Here is a 19,166-nt window from a genome sequence, read left to right as displayed (position 1 = left end):
GCCTGACGACACGCTAGCTACACCGGTTGGCAAGCCCAACCGGTCGTCCCGCGTCGTCAGGAGTCATCATAATGAAATTCTTCTTCGTCGCAGCCACGGCTGCGGTCTTGCTCCCTATCTATGGGGTGGGCGCAAGCGGGCAGGTGGGTACGCCTGCTACGCCCCGCGTGGGTGCGCCAACGACAACTCCTTTGGGCCCTCCGGCTCCGGAGTTGCGCAGCGTGCCCCTCTCTCGGCGCGAAGGCCCGTTGCCGCAGTCGCTTACGCTCCAGCAAGCGCTGGAGGAGGCCGAGGCACGCGCACCAGCCGTAATTGCAGGGCGCGCAAGGGTCGAAGCGGCCCAAGCCCGAATTCGCCAAGCCGGGTTTCGATCGAATCCAGAATTGAGTCTGGAGGTCGAAAACTTCGCCGGAACTGGGGAGCTCTCAGGCTTTCGCGGCACTGAGACGACCCTTGCAGTCAATCAGCGCCTCGACCTTGGTGGTCGGCGGCGGAGCAGGGTGGCGGCAGCTGAGGCCGAACTGGCAGCGGAGCAGCTTCGCCTGAGCATCGCCCGCGCCGACCTTGCCCGTTCGGTAAGGGAGCAGTTTGCGCGCGCGGTGAGTGCACGGGAGAGACTACGGATTGCCGCTCAGAACGAGCAGTGGGCGCGGGATCTAGCGAGCATCGCTGTGACGTTGGTCGAGGAGGGACGGGAACCTCCCTTGCGAGCCTTGCGCGCGCGATCTGCGGCCGCACAGGCGGGCGCGGAGCTGCAGGCAGCACAGGCGGAAGAGGCGGCGGCACGTGGCACGCTTGCGGGGCTCTTCGGGGTCACCGAACCGCCTACGGTTGTGGCGGGGAGTGAAATCGATCTCACGCCGCAGACGTTTGATCCAGAACGTAGCTTGGAAGTGCGGCTCGCCGAGGCCGAGCGCCTACGGGCTGAGGCTGAGGTCGACCGTGAGGTTTCGGCTAGCCGCCTCGACCCTGCCGTTGGGCTTGGTGTGCGGCATGTTCGCCAATCTGGAGATGTGGCTCTTGTCGGGGGCGTTTCGATGCCCATCCCGATCTTCGACCGGAATCAGGGCGGTATAGCTGCTGCGCGGGCCAACGTTCGGGCCGCCGAAGCCAACCTCGTCAACGCGAGGGCATCAGCGCGCGTGAGAGGGCGGAACGCGATCACGAACCTTGAGGCGGCGCAAGCGAGGGCGGAGGCCTTGGCCGATGCTGCCGTGCCGGAGGCGGCTGAAGCTCTCCGCCTCGCGCAGATATCCTATCGCGAAGGTCGTGCGTCGCTCCTTGAACTTCTGGATGCGCAGGAAGCGCTTCGCGCCGTTGAGACGGCCCTCGTCGAAGCGCGCCTCGCGCAGGCGCTCGCCACGGCCGAACTCGGCCGGTCATCGGCGCAATAAGGACATAGAAAATGAATTTGATCACGAACATGCAGGATCGAAACAAGCTGCTGGGAGGCGCTGCCGCCATTGCGTTGCTCGCCGGAATTGGCGGCGTATGGGTCGGAAGGTCGATCGAACCCGCTGAGAATGCGCAGGCAGCGGGAGAGGGTAGCGAGGAGGGTCAGGAAGAAGCGGAAGGTCGGGAAGGTTTCATACCGATGACGCAGGCTCGGATTGCGGCAAGCGGCATACGAACGATCACGGTCAAAGAGGGCTCTATTGCTGCCGAGATCATCTCGCAGGCGAGCGTCACGGCTCCCCCTGAAGGACAGGCTTTACTCACCGCACGCGCAGACGGCGCGGTCGTGCGGATCAGCAAGCGCCTCGGAGACCCTGTGGGGGCTGGTGAGACGGTCGCTCTACTAGAGAGCCGTGAAGCAGCTGCTTTCCTGGCGGAGCGCAATGCCGCCGCTGCGCGAACACAAGCGGCCCGCGCTGCGGCTGCGCGAGAGCAGCGCCTATTCAATGCAAAGATCACGGCGCGACAAGACCTGGAAGCTGCAAATGCAGCTCGGGCACAAGCCGAAGCCGAACTGCAACGGACCGAGGCCGCAGTCCGGACTGCAGGTGTAGTCGGGAACGGACGTTACCTTGCCGTTCGGAGCCCGATTTCCGGGCGCATAACCGAGATAGACACTCAGCTAGGGGCATTTGTCGCCGCCGGCGCAGAGCTTTTCAACGTTTCGGATCCAAGGCGCATTCAGATCGAAGCTGCCGTTACCGCACTGGAAGCGCAGAATATCCGGCAAGGCGATCCTGCAGTCATCGAGTTGCCAAATGGGGCGACATTGGATGCGGTCGTTCGGTCCACAACGCCGGCGCTCGATCCCGAAAGTCGGGCGGCGACGATTGTTCTTCAGCCGGTCAGTAGCGCAGCGCTGGCACAAGGGCAGGCCGTGCGTGTACGCATCGCGCCGCGGGGCACCGTGACAAGCGGAGCCATCGTTCTGCCTGAGGAAGCGGTTCAGCAGGTTGAAGGCCGGGAGGTTGTGTTCGTCCAAACGGGGGGAGGATTTCAGGCCGTTCCGGTTACGGTGGGCAGCAGGTCGTCTGGCCGCGTCGAGATCACGGAAGGACTTCGGCCTGGTCAGGTCGTCGTTACCGCCGGCGCCTTCGTGCTCAAATCCCAGCTCGGTGCAAGCGAGGCCGAACATTAAACCCGGTTTCCGCCTCGCCCTCCGCTGCACGCCGCTTGTGAGCGGCCACAGGATCGCTTCATCATGATAGATCGTATTCTAGACGCTTCGGTCCGCTTCCGCTGGGCCGTCGTGATCGTCACCCTCTTGGTCGCCGTGTTTGGTGCGATCCAGCTCTTCCGGCTGCCGATCGACGCGGTGCCGGACATCACGAACAAACAGGTTCAGGTCAACACATCCGCACCTGCTTTCGGCCCGCTCGATATGGAGCGGCTTGTGACCTTTCCAATGGAGACGGCACTCGCCGGAATCCCCGGACTGGATCACACCCGGTCCGTTTCCCGGAACGGGTTCAGTCAAGTCACGGCAGTGTTCGACGAGAACATCGACATCTACTTCGCCCGCCAGCAGGTAGCTGAGCGCCTCAGCCAAGCTCGAGAGAGTTTACCTGCAGGAGTTGAGCCCCAAATGGGGCCGGTCTCCACCGGACTGGGCGAGGTTCTGATGTGGTCCGTGCATTACGCGCCGACTGCCACAGCCAAATCTCCGAAAATCCCGGGACGACCCGGCTTCCAGCCGGACGAATCCTACCTTACGCCCGAGGGTGAGCGGCTGACCGATGACGTCTCGCGGTTGGCGTACCTCCGTACGGTCCAGGACTGGGTGGTGCGGCCGCAATTGCGTACCGTGGAGGGAGTAGCTGGTATCGACTCCATCGGCGGCTATGAGAAGCAATTCCTGGTTCAGCCCGACCCGGGGCGCCTGGCGGCCTATGGTATCTCGTTCTCGGAACTCGCCGAGGCCCTTGAGCGAGCCAATATTTCGGTTGGTGCCAACTTCGTTGAGCGTGCCGGAGAAGCCTATCTCGTGCGCGCTGACGCTCGAATTCGTCACATCGACGAAATCGCAAGTGCAGCAGTTGCTAACCGAGGCGGCGTGCCAGTCCGAGTTGGGGACGTAGCGACCGTTCGCGTCGGCGGTGAACTTCGCACGGGTGCTGCTTCCATGGAGGGCCGCGAAACGGTCATCGGAACGGCGCTCATGATTGCGGGGGGCAATAGCCGCATTGTTGCAGATGCCGTCTCTGGAAGGCTGAAGGAGGTCTCAAAGTCACTTCCGCCAGGGGTTATGGTAACCCCGGTCTACAACCGATCCTCACTCGTCGAATCCACGATCGCCACGGTCGAGAAGAACCTCGTGGAAGGCGCTCTGCTGGTGATCGCTGTGCTGTTCTTCCTCCTTGGAAATATTCGAGCGGCGATCATCGCCACTCTCGTAATTCCGCTCTCGTTTCTAATGATGGCGATCGGGATGAATAGGTTGGGCGTTTCAGGCAACCTGATGAGCTTCGGTGCGCTGGATTTCGGCCTCATCGTTGACGGTTCTATCATCATCGTTGAAAACTGCTTGAGGCGTTTGGCCGAACGCCAGCACCACGAAGGTCGTCTGCTGACGCTGCCCGAGAGGCTGCACGAAGTGTTCGAGGCCGCCCGAGAGATGGTGAAGCCGACAATATACGGGCAGGCCATCATATTCCTCGTATTTGCGCCGCTGCTGACCTTCACCGGTGTGGAAGGCAAGATGTTCACGCCGATGGCGGTCACGGTCATGCTTGCGCTCGCAGGCGCATTCATCCTTTCTCTGACTTTCGTTCCTGCCATGGTTGCTCTCCTCATACGGGGCAAAGTCTCCGAGAAAGAGGTGAGGGCGATCGCATGGACGAAGAGCAGGTATGAACCGGTCCTGGGTCGAGTTCTCGCGCGACCCTGGCCATGGATTGGTGCTGGCGTGGGTACGTTCCTAATCGCGGCTCTCATGTTTACCAGTCTTGGCCGGGAGTTCATCCCGCAGCTGGACGAGGGTGACCTCGCGATGCAGACGTTGCGCATTCCGTCGACATCGCTCGAACAATCCAAGGACATGCAACTTCGGGTGGAGCGGGCCATCTCGTCTCTCCCTGAGGTGGCTTATGTTTATTCAAAGACGGGCACCGCAGAAGTTGCCACGGATCCAATGCCGCAGAATGCCTCGGACTCGTTCATCATCCTGCGGCCGAAGGAGCAATGGCCTGAGGGTGTCGAAACCAAGGAAGAGGTGATCGAGCGTATCGAGCAGAGGATGGAAAACCTTACCGGAAACGCATACGAGCTCAGTCAGCCGATCGAAATGCGGTTCAACGAACTGATTGCTGGGGTTCGCGGCGATATCGCTGTGAAAGTGTTCGGGGAAGACCTTGATCAGCTCGGGCAGGTAGCCCGCCGTATCTCTCAGGCCATGAGCCGCATCGAAGGAACAGCGGACCTTCGGGTGGAGCAGACAGCAGGCTTCCCAACTCTGGATCTGCAATTCAACCGGGACGCAATCTCGCGTTACGGTCTGGCCATCGAAGATGTCACCGACACAGTGGCTGCGGCCTTGGGGGGACGGGAGGCAGGCATTGTCTTCCAAGGAGACAGGCGCTTCGACATCGTCGTTCGATTGGAGAATGCCACCAGGAATGATCTTGAAGCAGCTGGCGCTCTCCCAGTGATGCTTCCGGATACCGGATCTGGCGTGCGACAATCGGTGCCCCTGCGTGAGCTGGCTACGTTCCAGATGTCCGAGGGCGTCAATCAGGTAAGTCGAGAGAATGGCCAGCGCCGTGTTGTGGTGCAGGCCAACGTGCGAGGCCGGGATCTTGGCTCCTATGTGGCCGATGCACAGGCCGCAGTTGAGCAGAACGTCGACCTGCCTCCGGGGGTTTTCATCGAATGGGGAGGCCAGTTCGAGAACCTGCAAGCCGCAAGTCGACGGCTGTCGATCATGATCCCGGTCGTTTTCAGTGCGATCTTCGGCCTGTTGTTCATTGGTTTGCGGGGGGTGCGGCCGGCTTTGGCCATCTACTCGGCGATCCCCCTCGCATTAGCCGGCGGCGTGTTCGGCCTGGCCGTTGCTGGCTTGCCTTTCTCAATCTCGGCAGCCGTGGGGTTCATTGCACTCTCCGGTATCGCCGTTCTGAACGGGTTGGTGCTCATGAGCTCGGTGGAAGATTTGCGATCGCAGGGGGTGCCAATCGATCAAGCGATCCACGACAGCGCAATCAAGCGGCTGCGGCCCGTTTTGATGACGGCCCTTGTGGCTTCGTTGGGCTTTGTGCCGATGGCGCTTGCTACCGGCCAGGGTGCGGAAGTCCAGAAGCCCCTGGCGGTGGTGGTGATCGGAGGCTTGATTACTTCGACCGCTTTGACCCTGTTCGTTCTTCCCGCGCTGAGCAAGCTCCTGCTTCGCGACAAGGGGCGGCGCCATGTGCGAGGCGACTATGACGACGAGGATGCTCTTGGCGGTCCGCTGCCTGCATCTTCGTGATCGCGACTGAACAAAAGAGGAGCTGGAACGATAATGGGCGAGAGGGACTTCAACCTTACTTCGCTTAGCCAACGAAGGATCCTCTGGATCGTTCTTCTCCTGAACATCGGATTAGCTGTGGCATTCGCGATTACAGGTTGGCTCGGCGACTCTAGCGCCCTGATCGCGAATGCTCTCGATAACGCATCAGACGGAGTTGTTTACGTCATAAGTCTTCTTGCACTTGGCCGCCCGCCACGATGGAAGCGGGCGGCCGCAAGGGTTTCCGGCGTGATGCTCATGATTTTCGCGGTTGGTGTTCTCCTGGACGCTGCCCGCCGCGTACTTATGGGAACCGAGCCCATTGGCTACACCATGATGACCATGGCGCTCGGAGCAGCAATCATCAATGCCATATGTCTATGGCTCTTGAAGCGCGTACGGAAGGCGGATGTGAACCTAAGGGCCGCTCAGACATTCAGCGCCAACGATTTCCTCTCGAACGCAGGCATTCTAGTCGCAGGCGCGGTGGTCCTTTGGACCGGGCAGGCATGGCCTGACTTAGTGGTCGGCGTCGCTGTCGCCGCTATTGCCATCAAGGGTGGGCTTGAAATCTGGAGGGACGCCAATTGTGAGGCTAAGCTAGCAAAGGAAGCCTGAAGTCATGGGCGCAGGACACGACCACTCTCACAGTCACGGCGCGGGCGCGAACAGCAAAATGCTCGCGCTTGCGCTTGGACTGACCACGATATTCCTGATTGCCGAGTTAATCGGCTCGTTCGTCTTTAACAGTTTGGCTTTGCTTTCCGACGCCGCCCATATGTTCACGGACGCAGCGGCACTGGCCATCGCATTGGCCGCCGTGAAGGTCGGGCAGCGCCCTGCTGATAATGAGAGAACCTTTGGGTATCGCCGGTTCGAGATACTGGCAGCAGCATTCAACGCACTGCTGTTGTTTGCGGTGGCGGGATACGTTCTTTTGGAAGCCGCTGGACGCTTCTATGAACCCGTGGAAGTGCAGACCGGAGGAATGCTCGCAGTAGCGGCGGTAGGATTGGTCGTGAATATCGTCGCGATGCGCCTCTTGTCGGCGGGCAAGGAGAATAGCCTCAACGTAAAAGGGGCTTATCTAGAAGTTTGGGCGGACATGCTCGGGTCGATCGGCGTAATCTTGGGGGCCGGGATCATCATGCTGACGGGGTGGCAGTGGATCGATCCCCTGGTCGCGGTCGGCATCGGCCTGTGGGTGCTTCCAAGAACATGGATACTGCTGAGGGACACTACACACGTTCTGCTTGAAGGAGTGCCCAGAGGGCTGGATCTTAGTGAAATACGGTCCGCGATCTCAGGAACTGCGGGCGTCGCTGGCGTCCACGACCTTCACGTCTGGTCTTTGACGAGCGATGATATCAGCGCCTCTGTTCATATAGAGCTTTCCGACGCTGTTGCGGGCGAAGCGGTGCGCCTTGCTGTGACGGAAGTATTTGCCGAAAGGTTTGATATCGAGCACGTGACTGTGCAGGTCGAACAGGAAGCGTGTTCAGATGCCTCTCACGTCCATCCCTGACGGAAAGGAGTGATTACGCGTCAACGCCTGCAAGTGCTTTTGGCTAATTGAGGCTATCGATAATCCAGGAATCCGCCGTCCGCCGGATATGAATTGTCTGCTGCTGGCTCGCCGGTCCGGCCGGACTTTCATAGATCACCCGGATGCGACAATCGAAGTGGCCATTACCATCTGAGGAGCAGTCCGGCTCCTGATTGGGGATGACAACGGGTTGGGCGCGAGCCCTCATCCCAACCTCGTGAACGGGATCTATTCCCATATGGACGGCATAGGCTGCACGGATTTCATTGGTGCTCGGTGATCCTTCCCCGCAAGCTGAAGCTAGGAGAAGAGGGCTTGAGGCAATAAAGCATTTAGCATTCATTCGCTGCTTTCCAGCCCAATTTAATTTCCCCGAACGAAGAGAGCCTACCGGTCGCTAAGCAGGCGCGGATACCTGATTACACCTATTCATTCTCGTTCGTCATCAGGCGACGTTAGTGAATCGGACCCGTTAGCCACGGCTCACCCGTCGAGCATATGCCGAATCCGAATGGTGTAGTTATTCAGACGCCTATGGTGCGGACGGCGGGACTCGAACCCGCACACCCCGGAGGATAACAGATTTTCGCACCACTTCGGCTTTCACCGCCGCTTCAGGGAAGCGTTCGTGGTCCGGACTGTCCCTTCGCCATGGCCATGAAGGCTTTAGGCGCCGCCCGTCCAGTCTCTACACCTTCCGCCGCCCGTAAGGGGAGGGGCTTGGCTCGGGATTGGCCTAGGGATCCGCAGAGCCCGTTAGCGTTCCCCGACTTTGAGCGGTTCTACTCCGGGCGTTTCCGCCCGGGCACTCCAATTAAAGTCTGCTGCGTCTACCGATTTCGCCACGTCCGCACGTGTGCTGGGGCGACGTGCCACACCACTCCGGCGAATGCCAGAACTTTCCCGCGAATCGCTTCCGCGTGGTTCTTATTTGGTTCTCAGCGCCAGCAAGCTCGGCTTCCATCGCAACCCGTCGCGTCAAGAATGGCGGATCTCAGCCATTTCTTATGCTCAAAAAATGCGACGAACCGAGTAAGGAAACAGTTTTTAAGTCTCTGGCGTCTACCATTCCGCCACGTCCGCACTGTTGCAATCCCGTGGACGGGGGAGGCGGGTCGGGTCAAGTCCTCTTGAGATTCAACCTTAATTCCCCGCTAGTCCTGAGCTTGTCGAAGGACGGCTGGAACGGGCTTCGACAGGCTCAGCCCTAGCGGGGTTAAAAACTGAAAATCTTCCAGCGCTCAGACGTTCAGGCGCTCGCGCATTTCCTTGCCGGGCTTGAAATAGGGAACGCGCTTGGCGTCGACATCGACGGCTTCGCCGGTACGCGGATTGCGACCCTTGCGGGCGTCGCGGTCGCGGGTGGAGAAGGCGCCGAAGCCACGCAGCTCAACGCGGCCGCCCTGCTGAAGCTGATCCGAAATCGCGTCGAAGAAGGACGATACGACGCGTTCGATTTCCCTGATCCTGAGATCGGGATGGTCGTCGCAAAGCTTTTGCACGAGTTCTGAACGGATCACTTCAATTCCCCCCTTTGGAACCGAACCATTATCGATCGCCATCGCGACCCGGCCGGCTCAATTGCATTAGATTTGCATTTTAGCAACAATAACTCTCACTCGGGGCGGTGAAGAGAGAGACTTGTCTTGCCTTCATGAAAAGAGCGGGGACTTTCGTCAAGTCCCCGCTCTTTCATTTCTTAGCTATTACGCTGCTTCAGCGCTTCGCCAAGAATATCGCCAAGGCTCGCTCCCGAATCCGACGATCCGTACTGAGCCACGGCCTGCTTCTCTTCGGCGATCTGCATTGCCTTGATCGAGAAGTTCGGCTTCTTCGAACGATCGAAGCCGGTGACCATCGCGTCGAACTTCTGGCCGACCTGGAAGCGTTCCGGACGCTGTTCGTCGCGGTCGCGGCCAAGATCGGTGCGCTTGAGGAAGCCGGTTGCACCGTCTTCGCCAATCTGCACTTCGAGGCCGCCGTCGCGGACTTCAAGAACGGTCACGGTGACGATATCGTTCTTGTTGACGCCAGCGCCGCCGCTTGCGCCAGCGGCGGAAACACCACCACGCTCAAGCTGCTTCATGCCGAGGCTGATGCGTTCCTTCTCGACGTCCACGTCGAGCACGACGGCCTTCACCATCTCGCCCTTGTGGTGGAGATTGAGCGCGTCTTCTCCCGAAATGCCCCATGCGATGTCCGACATGTGGACCATGCCGTCGACGTCGCCTTCGAGGCCGATGAAGAGACCAAATTCGGTCGAATTCTTCACTTCGCCTTCGAGTTCGCTGCCGACCGGGTGCTTTTCAGCAAAAGCGGCCCACGGATTGGCCTGAGCCTGCTTGAGGCCAAGGCTGATGCGGCGCTTTTCTTCGTCCACTTCCAGAACAGCCACTTCGACTTCCTGGCTGGTGGAGACGATCTTGCCCGGATGGACATTCTTCTTCGTCCAGCTCATTTCCGAAACGTGGACGAGGCCTTCGATACCGGCTTCGAGTTCAACGAACGCACCATATTCGGTGATGTTCGTGACGCGGCCCTGGAACACGCCGCCAATCGGATATTTGGCCTGCGCGCCTTCCCACGGATCGCTTTCGAGCTGCTTCATGCCGAGGCTGATGCGCTGCGTGTCGCGGTTGATGCGGATGATCTGAACCTTGACGGTGTCGCCGATGTTGAGAACTTCCGACGGGTGGTTGACCCGCTTGTAGCTAAGGTCGGTAACGTGGAGCAGGCCGTCGATGCCGCCCAGGTCCACGAACGCGCCGTAATCGGTGATGTTCTTGACCATGCCGTCGATGACCTGACCTTCGGCGAGGTTCTGGATGAGGCCCGTGCGCTGTTCGGCGCGGGTTTCTTCCAGGATCGCGCGGCGCGACACGACGATGTTACCGCGACGGCGATCCATCTTCAGGATCTGGAACGGCTGCGGCAGGTCCATCAGCGGCTGCACGTCGCGAACTGGACGGATGTCGACCTGACTGCCCGGAAGGAAGGCCACGGCGCCCGAAAGATCGACGGTGAAGCCGCCCTTCACGCGGCCGAAGATCACGCCTTCGACGCGGTTGCCGGCGGCATATTCGGTTTCAAGATTGTCCCAGGCGGCTTCGCGGCGTGCGCGGTCGCGCGACAGCATCGCTTCGCCCTGATGGTTTTCGACGCGGTCGACATAGACTTCGACTTCGTCACCGACCTTGAGTTCAGCCTTCTGACCCGGCGCTGCGAATTCGCGCAGCGGCACGCGGCCTTCGGACTTCAGACCGACGTCGATGACGGCGAGGTCATTTTCAATTCCGGTGACGGTGCCCTTAACGACACGGCCTTCGAAATTTTCGTTTTCGCCGCCAAGATGTTCATTGAGGAGTGCCGCGAAATCGTCGCGGGTCGGGTTTGCCGACGTGGCCATAAAGCTGATATCCTTTGTTGCTTTTCCGGCTGCCGGTTGTCTCCGGCAGTCTTGGCCCAAAATGCCGCGGCGGCACCATGCCGGTCGCGGCGTCCTTTAAGGCTATGCGTGTGGAAGGGCTGGAAAAGCGAAAAGGCGCGCAGGGTCAGGCGGTTAGCCTAAAACATCCTCACGCGCTGTGCTTGAGCCGGGCCTCCACGAGCGCAACGGCCCGCTGGACGGCCGCGTCTATAGTCATATCGCTGGTATCGAGCAAGTCGGCATCGTCCGCCTGAACGAGAGGCGCGGTGGACCGGCCCATGTCCCGTTCGTCGCGGGCGCGAATGTCGATAAGGACGTCGTCGAGATGGGTGGTGCGCCCCATGCGCTTCAGTTCTTCATGGCGGCGCATAGCACGGACTTCCGGAGCGGCGGTGACGAAGAGCTTGGCCGGGGCATCGGGCGCGATCACCGTCCCGATATCGCGACCGTCGAGAACGGCGCCGCCATCCTGCCGGGCGAAATCCTGTTGCCGGGCGAGCAGGGTTTCGCGGACCATCGGATAAGCCGAAATGCGCGAGGCGAGGCCGCCTACCGTCTCGCTCTTCAATTCCGGATCGTCGAAGTCCACTTGGGCAAAGTCGCAGGCGCGCACCGCTGCAAACTCGCTGTCGGGATCGCCGCCCCAGCGCAGGAGGTTGAGGCCCACAGCGCGATAGAGAAGGCCTGTGTCGAGATGCGGCAGGCCGTAATGGCGCGCGAGTGCCCGGGCGATCGTTCCCTTGCCGCTCGCGGCCGGCCCATCCACGGCGATGATCATGCGTTCTGCAATTCCCTCAATCTCTCGATAAAGCCGGGGAAGCTCGTATCCACCGGCATCATGCTGTCGATCGTTACAGCTTCATCGCAATGAAGACCAGCGACGGCGAAACTCATCGCGATGCGGTGATCGAGCCGCGAGGCGATCGATGCGCCGCCGCGCAGATGGCCGCCGCCGCTGCCGGTGATGGCAAGGCCGTCTTCCGATTCCTCGACATCGACCCCGATCGCCTTCAGTCCGTCCGCCATAGCAGTGATGCGGTCCGATTCCTTGACGCGCAGTTCGCGAAGGCCGCGGGCACGGCTCGTTCCATCCGCAAAGGCCGCCGCGATGAAGAAAATCGGGAATTCGTCGATCATCGACGGCACCTTCTGGGGTGCGATGTCGATTGCGGAGAGGCGGGAATGGCGGGCGCGGATGTTGGCGACCGGCTCCCCGTCCACCATTTTCTTGTCCACGAAAATAATGTCCCCGCCCATCTGCCGCAGCGCTTCGAACAGGCCGGTGCGCAGCGGATTGATGCAGACGTCGCGGATGAAGATGTCCGAACCCGGCACGATCAATGCCGCGACCGCGAGAAAAGCGGCGGAGGACGGGTCGCCCGGAACGCGAATATCCTGCGCCGTGAGCGCCGCCGGACCGGTGATGGTGATTGTGCGCCCGCCCGCTTCATCTTCTTCGATGGAAATCGGGGCGCCGAAGCGGTCGAACAGCCGTTCGCTATGGTCGCGCGTCGCGACAGGCTCGGTCACGCTGCTCGTCCCGGGCGTGCGAAGCGCGGCAAGCATCAATGCCGATTTGACCTGCGCCGACGCAATGGCGAGGCGATGATGGCGCGGCATGGCCTTGCCCTGACCTTCGACCGTGACCGGAAGCGTGCCGCCAGGGCTCGCCTGGATCGCCGCGCCGATGGTGCGGAGCGGCGCCGCGACGCGCTCCATCGGCCGCTGGCTCAGCGACGAATCGCCGATTATCGTCACACGTATCGGGTGGCTGGCGATGAGGCCCATCAGCAGCCGGGCCGACGTGCCGCTATTGCCAAGGTCGATCGGACCGGGAGGCTCCGACAGACCGGCTTCGCCGCGACCTTCCACTGTCCACTGATCGCCTTCGTTGGAAATGGCGACGCCCATCTGTCGCAGGGCATCGGCGGTGGAACGAACATCTCCGCCCGGAGAGAGGCCGGTGATGCGGCTTCTTCCGCTCGCGATCGCGGCGAGCATCAGGGCGCGGTGGGAAATGGATTTATCGCCCGGAACCCGGGTTGCGCCGATGAGCGGCCTGCCTGACCTGAACGCCACCGGTAGCGAAGATACGCAAGACATAAGAATTGAACACGTCCTTGGGGGAGGAAGGAGCGCCAAGGCTTTTGACAGCGCGCTTTCGCTATGGCAAGGCGCCGGGCAACAAGGCTGGTCTGTTGGTTCCAGCTGGTTTTTCACACTCTTTTTGCGGAGGCTCTCTCACCCATGGTGAAAGCTGAATGGGGCTCGAAGCGGACTTGCCCGAAATGCGCGACTCGTTTCTACGATCTGGGCAAGGATAATCCCGTCACCTGCATCGAATGCGGCGTGTCGTGGGAGCCGGAACCCGTCCTGAAATCGAAGCAGCCGCTTCCTTACGACGCGCCGAAGAAGGAGCGCGAGGCCGAAGTCGCGGACGATGCGGATCTGGCGGCCGACGATCTGGAAATCGACGAGGATGCGGAAGAAAATCCGGACGATGAGGTCGATCTTGGCGGCGACGATGATATCGGCGTGACCAAATCGAGCGACGAAGACGAAGAAATCTAAAAATCGCTACTTGCGGGGCGCTGCTGCCTAAACTAAAGGCAGCGCCTCAAACGCCCGCCCGGCTCCCAGCCGGCGGCGAAAAGGTTCGGGGCCGTAGCTCAGCTGGGAGAGCGCTACAATGGCATTGTAGAGGTCAGGGGTTCGATCCCCCTCGGCTCCACCATTTCTCGATGAAGCGCCCTTCGGGGCGCTTTTTCTTTGCCTAATGAAAATCGCGGGATTTGGGCAGGATGCGGACGTTGCGCGGATGGCCGTGGTTGCGCGGATATTGGGGATGGGCAACGGCGTCCGCCCGGGCGACGAGGGGGCGGACGTCGTGGTCGTCACTGAGGCGCGCGAGTTCGGCTGAGCGGTCGTAGATGCGCGTCGCCATCAGGTGGACGACATTCTCCTTGCTCCGCTGAATCTGCCCTTCGACCAGCATGAGGCGCGCGGCCATCACCTCGCGGCGGAAGGTTTCGAAGAGGCGCGCCCAGAGAACGACGTTCACGATGCCCGTTTCATCCTCCAGCGTGATGAAGATGGCGTTTCCTTCGCCCGGACGCTGGCGGACGAGGACGATGCCGCCGGTGCGCACGATGGAATCGCGTTGGGCATTCGTAGCGGCGAGGCAGCTCTTCACGCCCTCCGCATCGAACAGAGGACGGAGAAACTGCATCGGATGCCCCTTCAGCGACAGCCGCGTCGTCTGATAATCGGCGGCGACATGTTCGGAGAGCGGCATGGCGGGGAGGCGCGCATCGGCTTCTGCTGCCAGTTCGCGGGCGCGGGCATGTTCGAACAGGGGGAGGGTGCCGCCCGGTAAACGGCGTACGTCCCACAATGCCGCGCGCCGGTCTTTGCCCAGCGATCGGAAGGCGTCGGCGTCGGCCAGCACCTGCAGCGCGCGCTGTGGAAGAGCCGTGTCACGGGCCAGACTTTCAATGTCCCGGATGGGGCGCGCGGCGGCAATGGCGCTTGCCCATTCTTCCTTGAAACCATCCGTCTGCCGGAAACCTAGGCGGAGAGCGGGCTTGCCGGTGGTCGCTTCCAAACTGTTGTCCCAACTGCTCGCATTTACATCGATGGGGCGAACCTCGACATCATGGTCCTGTGCGTCGCGGACGATCTGGGCGGGGGCATAGAAGCCCATGGGCTGGGAGTTGAGGAGGGCGCAGGCGAAGGCGGCGGGGTAGCGGCATTTGATGTAGGAGGAGACGTAGACGAGGCTTGCGAAGGAAAGAGCATGGCTTTCGGGGAAACCGTAGCTTCCGAAGCCTTCGATCTGGTGATAGCAGCGTTCGGCGAAGGACTGATCGTAGCCCCGGCCGACCATCCCCTTGATCATCTTTTCCTGAAAATCCTCCATCCCGCCGACATTGCGGAATGTCGCCATGGAGCGGCGCAAGCGATTGGCTTCGGCAGGGGTGAAATCTGCTGCGATAATGGCGAGCATCATCGCCTGTTCCTGGAATAGGGGGACACCGAGCGTGCGTTTCAGGATTTTCTTCAATTCATCTGGGTCGTGGGGCGGGGCCGGCGAAGGATAGTCGACCTTCTCATTCCCCTGTCTGCGCCTCAAATAGGGATGGACCATGTCACCCTGAATGGGGCCGGGGCGGACGATCGCGACCTGAATGGCAAGATCGTAGAATTCGCGCGGTTTGAGGCGGGGGAGCATGTTGATCTGCGCGCGGCTTTCGACCTGAAAGACGCCGATGCTGTCGCCGTTGCAGAGCATGTCGTAGACATCAGGCTGATCCTGCGGGATCGTGTCCAGTTCGTAACGCGGACCGCCGTTCGCTTCGATCAGGTCGAAGGCCTTGCGGATGCAGGTGAGCATGCCGAGGGCAAGGATATCGACCTTCATCAGGCCGAGCGCGTCGATATCGTCCTTGTCCCATTCGATGAAGGTACGCTCATCCATCGCCGCATTGTGGATCGGCACGGTTTCATCGAGGCGGTCTTCGGTGAGGACGAAGCCGCCGACATGTTGAGACAGGTGGCGGGGGAATTGCAGGATCTGATCGACGAGGCTCTGGAGCCGAGCGATTTCGGGATTATCGAGGGCGAAGCCTGCTTCCTGATAGCGCGCATCCTGCATGCCGCTGGAAAAGCTGCCCCAGACGGTGCTGGACAGGCGGGTGGTGATGTCCTCCGATAAACCCAAAGCCTTGCCGACTTCGCGAACCGCACTGCGTGGGCGGTAGTGGATGACGGTCGCCGCAATGCCCGCGCGGTGGCGGCCGTATCGCTGGTAGATATACTGCATCACCTCCTCACGCCGCTCATGTTCGAAATCGACATCGATGTCAGGCGGCTCGTTCCGTTCTTCGGAAACGAAACGGGAGAAAAGAAGGTTGTGCTGGGTCGGGTCAACCGAGGTAATGTTGAGGAGAAAGCAAACGGCCGAGTTGGCCGCTGAGCCTCGTCCTTGGCAAAGGATGGGCGGGGTCAGGCTCCGCGCATAAGCCACAACGTCGTGAACGGTCAGGAAATAATAAGCGTAATTCTTCTTTCGGATGAGGGCGAACTCCTCATCCAGCATCTTCTGCACCTTTTCTGGAATGATGGGGCCGTAGCGTTCATGCGCCTTGGCGAGCGTCAAATGTTCGAGCCATTCCTGCGGCTCCCGGCCTTCGGGCACGGGTTCGTGAGGATATTCGTAGCGGAGCTGATCGAGGGTGAAATTGATGCGGGAGAGGAGCTTCAGGCTTTCGTCCACGGCTTGGCGCTGATCCTTAAACAGGCGCGCCATCTCCGCGCCCTCCTTAAGATGGCGTTCGGCGTTGGCGGCGAGGCGACGGCCGGCTTCGTGAATGGTCGTCTTTTCTCGGATGCAGGTGAGGGTGTCGTGGAGGGGGCGCTGCTCGGGCTCGGCATAAAGGGCATCGTTGGTGGCGAGGAGGGGGACGGCGGCGCGATCCGCCAGCGCGGCGAGGGTTGCGAGGTGACGCCGGTCTTTGCCCGTGCGGGGCATGGTGGCGGCGAGCCAGACATTACCAGGCGCGGCTTCGGTAAGGCGGCGGAGTATACCTCCGTCCTTTTCACCGCCCATGACGATCAGGAGCAAATCCTGAGCATATTCGAGAAGGTCTTCGAACTGGAGGAGACAATCGCCCTTTTTGGCCCGGCGATTGCCGACGGTGAGGAGGCGGGTGAGGCGGCCCCAGCCATAGCGGGTTTCGGGATAAGCGACGATGTCCGGCGTTCCGTCCACGAAGGCGAGGCGGGCACCGACTGCGAGCTTGAAATCGAGTTCTTCGCCGAATTTTTCTCGGGCCTCCGCATTGGCATTGCGCAAGGCGACCCAGGCGCGGACCACGCCTGCGACGGTGTTGCGATCCGCAATGCCGATGCCCTTATGGCCGAGCGCGATGGCTTGCCCCACCATGTCGCTGGGATGCGAGGCGCCGCGCAGGAAGGAATAATGCGTCGCGACGACCATTTCGGCGAAACCGGTCATGCGAACAGGCCGTGGATATACCAATCCGGATGGGCCTTTTCGGCGCCGTAGAGGCCGTGGCGGAACAGCCAGAAGCGGCGGCCGTCCATGTCCTCCACCCGGTAATAATCGCGGGTCAGCCCCTTGCCGTCCGCGCGGCGCCACCATTCGGCGGCGATGCGCTCCGGGCCTTCGGATTTCGCGACCTGATGCATGGTCTGACGCCAGCGGAAGCGGCGGGGCGGGCCGTCCGGCACTTCTGCGGTGACGTCGATCAATTGCGGCGGATGGAGAAGGTGGAGGGGGCGGTGAGGGGGTTCGCCCGCTTCCGGCTGGTCCCATGTCGCGGGGCGGCGATCGACGGCGGGCGCTTCGAACGCGGCCTGTTCGGGGATGTGCGTGTCGTAGGGCAGGAAGCGGGTGACGCGCGTGCGGCCGAGGCGGGTGCTTAAGCGGTCGATCAGGCTGTCGATCCCATTCTCCATTTTTTCTTCCTCTCCGTCCAGCGAGGGGGAGGAAGGGGCCAGCGGCTCGATCACCGGCACGGACAGGCGGATGAGATCGAAGCCGAAGCCGGGGTCGATCGGATCGCGCAAAGCATCGATCCGCTCGCGGAACAGGCGCATCATCGGAGCGGGCGCGCGGGCGGGGTGGCCGGTTTCGATGCTGAGGCGCATCACCTTGCCGTCGGTGCGAAAGAGGGCGGCATCAAAACGCCGCCCGCCTTTGTGGCGCCGCTCCATCTCTTCGCCCGCTTCGCCGAGCAAGGCTTCGAGCGCGGCGAGCATGTCATCGACGCGGGCGACGGGCTCGGCGAAGCGGCGGTGGACGATGATCGGCGGTGGTGCGCGGCGCGGGGTGATGCGGGCGTCTTCTTCGCCGAGGATGCGGGCGAGGCGGGTGACGAGCGCCGATCCGAACCGCGCCGCCAGGGGCGCGCTAGGGCGGGTGGCGAGGTCGCCGATGGTCTTGAGGCCGGCGCGGCGGAGGGCGGTTTCGGTTTGGGGCGAGGCCTGGAGGGCGGCGACGGGGAGATCGTTGGGGGTGGCGCCTTTCCAGCCGAAGCGGGCGAGGGCAAGGGCCTTGTCGGGGGTATTGGCGAGGGCAAGACGGAGGGAGAGCTCTCTCTCCCCTAAAGGGGAGAGGGAGTTAAGGAGATGCCCCGCTAATCCCCGCTCATCCTCATACAGATGGGCGCATCCCGTAATATCCAGCACCAGCGCATCTTCGCCGTCGATCGCGATCATCGGCGTGTAGCGCTCGCAGCCGTCCGCGATCCGCTCCAGCAGGGCACGGTCGCGGTCCGGCATCATGTCCCGCGCGTCTAGGTCCGGCACGCGCGCACGCGCGTCGGCGAGGCCGAGGCCGGGCGTCAGGCCGAGTTCCAGTGCGCGGGCGTCCACCGCCGCGATCCGCATCGCGCCCTTTACCTTGTGGACGAAGACGCGTGGGCCTTCAGGCGGCGCGGGCGAGCGTTCTTCCAGCCGCAGCCGGTCGGCGGGCAGGAAGGGGAACCAGACCGCGAGGTAACGGCGGTTCCCGGAAGGATCCTGTGTCACAATCCCACTCCAAATTGACGGAAAAGCCCGGCACGCCCCGCCGGTCGCGGAGCAAAGTGAGGGCGAAGGCGGGGAAACCCGGCGCATCGGCGGGGAAGGGGGCGGAGGGCGCGGCCGTCACTTCCCAGCGTGTGTGGGCCGCGCTTGGCTGTGCTTGCGCCTCGATCCGGGTCAGGAAGACCGTAACGCCCGAATGTTCGGCGGCGAGGCCGAGCTTGCGGGTTGCGGTCAAATCCAGCACCGGCGGCTTGCCCCAGATTTCGATCAGCACCGCGCCAAGGCCTGCACAACGCACCGCATCGAGCCCGGCCTGAAGTGCGACTTTCTCTTCGCCCGCATGCGCGATCAGGAGGCGCGCGGGATCGATGCCGAGGGCGGCAAGGCCATGCGGGTCGAGCCGCCCCGACCGCCGCTCTCCCTTGTCATGGCGGATCCAGAGAAGGGGCTTGCTTCGTTCGAGGGCCCGCCAGGCGAGGAGCAGGGAGAAAGCGGAGGCGGCCGCGACATCCTCCGCCTGCCGCCCGATCGTCTCGTGCAGCCGCCCGCGCGGAAGGCCGCCAAGGCGCTGGTCAATGCCATCGCAGCCCAATCCGAAGCAGGCGGGGAGAAGGCTGCCGGGATCGGGCCGGGGCGAAGAAGGGCAGCATAGGGCCACGTCCAACCTCGACTCACCAATTCATATTGTTCACTCTTTGTTCCAA

At 61.9% G+C, this 19,166-nt stretch carries 13 protein-coding genes and 1 tRNA gene; 7 read left to right on the top strand and 7 right to left on the bottom strand.

The genetic code is table 11. The features are described 5' to 3' along the window. Positions 1-71 precede the first annotated feature (71 nt). The 5 genes from C7I56_RS06360 (at position 72) to C7I56_RS06340 (ending at position 7,463) form a co-directional block, all read left to right on the top strand. Entirely contained in the window at positions 72-1,394 is a 1,323-nt protein-coding gene (locus C7I56_RS06360) for a TolC family protein (RefSeq protein WP_245409612.1), read from the top strand. Positions 1,395-1,405: 11 nt separating this feature from the next. Continuing rightward, entirely contained in the window at positions 1,406-2,593 is a 1,188-nt protein-coding gene (locus C7I56_RS06355) for an efflux RND transporter periplasmic adaptor subunit (RefSeq protein WP_106639744.1), read from the top strand. A 63-nt stretch (positions 2,594-2,656) separates the two neighbouring features. Further along, a complete protein-coding gene (locus tag C7I56_RS06350) occupies positions 2,657-5,917 on the top strand; it encodes an efflux RND transporter permease subunit (protein ID WP_106639743.1) in 3,261 nt (1,086 codons plus the stop codon). 33 nt (positions 5,918-5,950) lie between these two features. Beyond that, entirely contained in the window at positions 5,951-6,556 is a 606-nt protein-coding gene (locus tag C7I56_RS06345) for a cation efflux transmembrane domain-containing protein (protein WP_106639742.1), read from the top strand. Between the two features lie 4 nt (positions 6,557-6,560). Beyond that, positions 6,561-7,463 carry a cation diffusion facilitator family transporter gene (locus C7I56_RS06340; protein WP_106639741.1) on the top strand — a complete coding sequence of 301 codons (903 nt, stop codon included), beginning with the start codon at positions 6,561-6,563 and terminating at the stop codon, positions 7,461-7,463. 1,262 nt (positions 7,464-8,725) lie between these two features. On the opposite strand, the gene C7I56_RS06335 is transcribed toward C7I56_RS06340, so the two are convergent. The 4 genes from C7I56_RS06335 to aroA all read right to left on the bottom strand — a co-directional run bounded on the left by C7I56_RS06335 (position 8,726) and on the right by aroA (position 12,990). Then, complete coding sequence (locus C7I56_RS06335) at positions 8,726-9,004, bottom strand: integration host factor subunit beta (RefSeq protein ID WP_106640168.1); 279 nt, start codon at positions 9,002-9,004, stop codon at positions 8,726-8,728. 179 nt (positions 9,005-9,183) lie between these two features. Next, the gene (gene rpsA / locus C7I56_RS06330) at positions 9,184-10,890 is read right to left on the bottom strand and encodes a 30S ribosomal protein S1 (RefSeq protein WP_106639740.1); all 1,707 of its coding nucleotides are present in this window, start codon (positions 10,888-10,890) and stop codon (positions 9,184-9,186) included. 169 nt (positions 10,891-11,059) lie between these two features. Continuing rightward, positions 11,060-11,689: a (d)CMP kinase gene (locus C7I56_RS06325; RefSeq protein ID WP_106639739.1), complete on the bottom strand. Its 630-nt coding sequence runs from the start codon at positions 11,687-11,689 to the stop codon at positions 11,060-11,062. Beyond that, entirely contained in the window at positions 11,686-12,990 is a 1,305-nt protein-coding gene (gene aroA, locus C7I56_RS06320) for a 3-phosphoshikimate 1-carboxyvinyltransferase (protein ID WP_342587699.1), read from the bottom strand. The genes C7I56_RS06325 and aroA overlap by 4 nt, the downstream gene beginning before the upstream one ends. Before the next feature lie 168 nt (positions 12,991-13,158). On the opposite strand from aroA, the gene C7I56_RS06315 reads away from it, so the two are divergent. Beyond that, a complete protein-coding gene (locus tag C7I56_RS06315) occupies positions 13,159-13,482 on the top strand; it encodes a TIGR02300 family protein (protein WP_106639737.1) in 324 nt (107 codons plus the stop codon). Between the two features lie 87 nt (positions 13,483-13,569). Next, positions 13,570-13,645: transfer RNA gene (locus tag C7I56_RS06310), tRNA-Ala, on the top strand. Positions 13,646-13,684: 39 nt separating this feature from the next. Here C7I56_RS06310 and C7I56_RS06305 read toward each other — a convergent pair. Genes C7I56_RS06305 through C7I56_RS12300 form a run of 3 tightly spaced genes read right to left on the bottom strand, consistent with a single transcriptional unit; the run spans position 13,685 to position 19,120 of the window. Continuing rightward, the gene (locus tag C7I56_RS06305; protein WP_106639736.1) at positions 13,685-16,927 is read right to left on the bottom strand and encodes an error-prone DNA polymerase; all 3,243 of its coding nucleotides are present in this window, start codon (positions 16,925-16,927) and stop codon (positions 13,685-13,687) included. Then, positions 16,924-18,465, bottom strand: a complete 1,542-nt coding sequence (locus C7I56_RS06300) for a Y-family DNA polymerase (RefSeq protein ID WP_245409611.1) — start codon at positions 18,463-18,465, stop codon at positions 16,924-16,926. The genes C7I56_RS06305 and C7I56_RS06300 overlap by 4 nt, the downstream gene beginning before the upstream one ends. Continuing rightward, positions 18,362-19,120: an ImuA family protein gene (locus C7I56_RS12300; RefSeq protein WP_425352383.1), complete on the bottom strand. Its 759-nt coding sequence runs from the start codon at positions 19,118-19,120 to the stop codon at positions 18,362-18,364. The genes C7I56_RS06300 and C7I56_RS12300 overlap by 104 nt, the downstream gene beginning before the upstream one ends. Between the last annotated feature and the right edge of the window lie 46 nt (positions 19,121-19,166).

Source organism: Allosphingosinicella vermicomposti (assembly GCF_003012815.1).
Lineage (GTDB): Bacteria > Pseudomonadota > Alphaproteobacteria > Sphingomonadales > Sphingomonadaceae > Allosphingosinicella > Allosphingosinicella vermicomposti.
This window is presented reverse-complemented; position numbering and strand designations above follow the sequence as displayed.